The organism is Dietzia sp. DQ12-76, from assembly GCF_014145045.1.
GTDB lineage: Bacteria > Actinomycetota > Actinomycetes > Mycobacteriales > Mycobacteriaceae > Dietzia.
This window is the reverse complement of sequence record NZ_JAALDV010000407.1, coordinates 1-3,261: the sequence shown is the minus strand read 5'-3', so window position 1 is coordinate 3,261 and position 3,261 is coordinate 1. Positions and strand designations below refer to the sequence as shown.

Here is a 3,261-nt window from a genome sequence, read left to right as displayed (position 1 = left end):
GTCCGCCTGGGGCGCCAGCGACCCGATGGTCGTCACCGCCGCCGAGGGCTGCCACCTGATCGACGGCGACGGCAACCGCCTGCTCGACTTCACCTCCCAGCTGGTCAACACCAATATCGGCCACCAGCACCCCGTGGTGATCAAAGCGATCCAGGACCAGGCCGCCGAACTGTGCACCATCAACCCCGCGCACGCCAACGCCGCCCGCGCCGAGGCCGCCCGTCTGGTCGCCGAGGTCGCGCCCGCCGGGATGAACCGCGTGTTCTTCACCAACGCCGGCACCGAGGCCGTCGAGCACGCCGTCCGCATGGCCCGCCGCCACACCGGGAGGCACAAGACCCTCTCCGCGTTCCGCAGCTACCACGGTGCCACCACCACCTCGATGAACCTCACCGGCGACACCCGCCGCTGGGCCAACGACCACGGCAACACCGGCGCCGTGCACTTCCACGCGCCCTACCTGTACCGGTCGCAGTTCTACGCGGAGAACTCCAAGCAGGAATGCGATCGCGCGCTCGAGCACCTCGACTCGCTCATCGGCCTCGAGGGCCCGGACCACTTCGCCGCCCTGATCATCGAGTCGGTGCCCGGCACGGTCGGCATCATGGTGCCGCCGGCCGACTACCTGCGCGGCGTCCGCGAGATCTGCGACAAGTACGGGATCGTGATGATCTGCGACGAGGTCATGTCCGGCTTCGGCCGCACCGGCGCCTGGCTGGCCCTGGACAACTTCCGGTCCGGTGACGACGACTGGGCGCCCGATCTCATCACCTTCGCCAAGGGCTCCAACTCCGGCTACGTCCCCCTGGGCGGGGTGATCCTGCACGACCGGATCGCCGCCTCCTTCGAGACGACCCCGTACACCGGCGGCCTCACCTACGCCGGGCACCCGCTGGCCTGTGCCTCCGTGGTGGCCACGATCAACCTGATGCGGGACGAGAAGATCGTCGAGAACGCCCGCATGATCGGCGAGGACGTGATCGGCCCGCGCCTGCGCGAGCTCGCACGGAAGCACCCGTCGATCGGCGAGGTCCGCGGCCTGGGCGTGTTCTGGGCCGTGGAGATGGTGGCCGACCGCGAGACACGTGAGCCCCTGGCCCCCTACGGTGGGACATCGGAGGCCATGGCAAGGACCTTCGCCGCCGCGAAGTCTGACGGCGTGCTGTTGTTCATGAACTACAACCGATTCCACATCGTGCCGCCCTGCATCATCACGGCCGACGAGGCGAACGCGGGGCTCGACGTGTTCGACCGCGCACTCGATGTGGCCGATTCCTACGTGGGGAGCTGACCGCGCATGGCACTGGTACTGGGACTGATAGTCAACGCCGTCGCCCTGTGGGTGGCGACACTGATCGTGCCGGGGATCTCCCTGTACGAGACTGCGGGGGACGCCGGGATCGACGCCGGCGCCGTCGACAACGAGGTGAGCGTGCCGACCATCGCGGCGCTGCTCATCGTGGCCGTGGTGTTCACCCTGATCAACGCGGTGGTCAAGCCCGTCGTGCAGCTGCTGTCGCTGCCGCTGACCATCCTCACGTTGGGGCTGTTCCTGCTGGTGATCAACGCGCTGATGCTGATGCTCACCAGCTGGGTCACCACGACGTTCCAGCTGTTCGGCGCCGAATACCAGGTGAGCGGATTCTGGGCGGCGTTCTTCGGGGCGATCGTGATCGGCCTGGTCAACTGGGTGCTCGGCATGGTGGTACCCACGCGCGCCCGCGCCTGACGCACGCGCGCCCGCGCCTGTCGTGGGGCGGGTAGGCCAGGCCGCCGCGCCCGCGCCTGTCGTGGGGCGTCCTCGTGTGGCTGCCGAGGAGGCCACCGCCGTCGCCTCGGGATGCCCCGCCGGCCTCGTGGAACGAGAAGAGCGTTCCGAACACATCCCGCGAGTGGGGAGGTTCGGAACGCTCTTCTCGATGGGTGAAGCGGGTCGGTCAGACCGAACTCAGGACCCGAAGGCCGCCGATGACACGGCGCTCGGGACCCAGTTGCGTGCGGCGACGTCGCGGATGAACTGCATCTGCGGGTAGAACGAATTGCCCGGGCAGGCGGTGCCGCCCCAGTCGCGGTGGCCCGAGACGGCCGGCATGTTGCGCGTGGCCCCGCCCTGCGGGTTGCGGTAGGTGATCCCGCCCCGCGGATTGATGCCGGTGGCCGAACACAGCGCACGAACGCAGTCGATGGTCGCGCCCACGGCAGCGGCGGTCGGCGGCGCCCCGGTGAAGTCACCCAGGAGGCAGACGCCGATGTTGCCGTTGTTGACGCCACCGGTGTGGCCCGCGGTGACCACCGGGGGAGCGACACCGGCGACAGGGGGCACCTGGAAGACAGGGGTCCCGCCCACGGTTCCGCCGCGGCCCTGGTAGATCCGGCCCTCCGGGTCGATGAGCAGGTGGTATCCCACGTCGCCCCAGCCCAGGGTGTTGGCGTGGTAGTTGTAGATCGCGCGGACGCTGGCCGCGCGGTCCGGCCCGACGGGCGAGGCCGTGTGGTGGATCGTGATCGCCTGCGCCGGGAAGAACTGCGGCGCCCAACGGTTCCCCGAGACGTCACCGGCGCCCCAGGCGGCCCGCGGGATGATCGGCAGTCCGAGCGTGCCGACGCTGCCGAGGCTGTAGTTGCGCGGTGCGCCACGTCCGTCGTCGAATGCAGTGGCACGGGCGCCCGCGGGTGCGTCCACCTCGTAGCCCACCGACCCCTCCGGCGCCGCGATGAGATCGGAGGCGGGCGTGCTGCCGCTGTCCGGGGCGGAATCCATCGCCTCGAGCGGGAGCCAGTCGCCCACGGAGCCGTCGGGGAAGGCGAAGCGGATGCGCCCCGCGATCTCCTCGGCGCTCGGGAACGTCACCCCGACGTAGCCGAGCGGGCCGTTCGGCTGGATCATTCCACTGCCGGTGGGGACCGACTGGAGCAGATCCTGCGCCATGCCGAGGGAACCGGTGTCGAACGGATTGGCCCCGGCCAAGGGGCCACGAACGGAGGAGGCGACAGCGACGCCGACGCCGACTGACGCTGCGGCGAGGAACCCACGGCGTGAAACGGGCATAAGGGGGCACTCCAGACTCGAACTGCAGAAAAGTGACGCCTGGCATATCGGCGCGATCACCGGAGACATTACGCGCTCGGCGTAACCAAATCGAGATAAACGTTACCGCAGTGATACATGTGGCCACTGTGGCTCAAGAGGCGAATTCTGGGCGCTCCGGGTGACACACGGCGGGCCCTCGCGCACAACCCGCCCCCGCCTCCGCACGGCCC

3 protein-coding genes are annotated in these 3,261 nt (G+C 69.5%); 2 read left to right on the top strand and 1 reads right to left on the bottom strand.

The features are described from left to right. Positions 1–1,291: aspartate aminotransferase family protein (locus G6019_RS13495; protein WP_182627797.1), on the top strand; the 1,291-nt coding region annotated here is incomplete at its 5' end. A gap of 6 nt (positions 1,292–1,297) precedes the next feature. Then, positions 1,298–1,729, top strand: a complete 432-nt coding sequence (locus G6019_RS13490) for a phage holin family protein (protein WP_107755544.1) — start codon at positions 1,298–1,300, stop codon at positions 1,727–1,729. A gap of 219 nt (positions 1,730–1,948) precedes the next feature. On the opposite strand, the gene G6019_RS13485 is transcribed toward G6019_RS13490, so the two are convergent. Next, positions 1,949–3,049 carry a peptidoglycan recognition protein family protein gene (locus G6019_RS13485; RefSeq protein WP_182613482.1) on the bottom strand — a complete coding sequence of 367 codons (1,101 nt, stop codon included), beginning with the start codon at positions 3,047–3,049 and terminating at the stop codon, positions 1,949–1,951. Between the last annotated feature and the right edge of the window lie 212 nt (positions 3,050–3,261).

Excerpts from the sequence above, each read along its gene's own strand:
- G6019_RS13485 (WP_182613482.1), bottom strand. The coding sequence starts at position 3,049 with ATGCCCGTTTCACGCCGTGGGTTCCTCGCCGCAGCGTCAGTCGGCGTC.
- G6019_RS13490 (WP_107755544.1), top strand. The coding sequence starts at position 1,298 with ATGGCACTGGTACTGGGACTGATAGTCAACGCCGTCGCCCTGTGGGTG.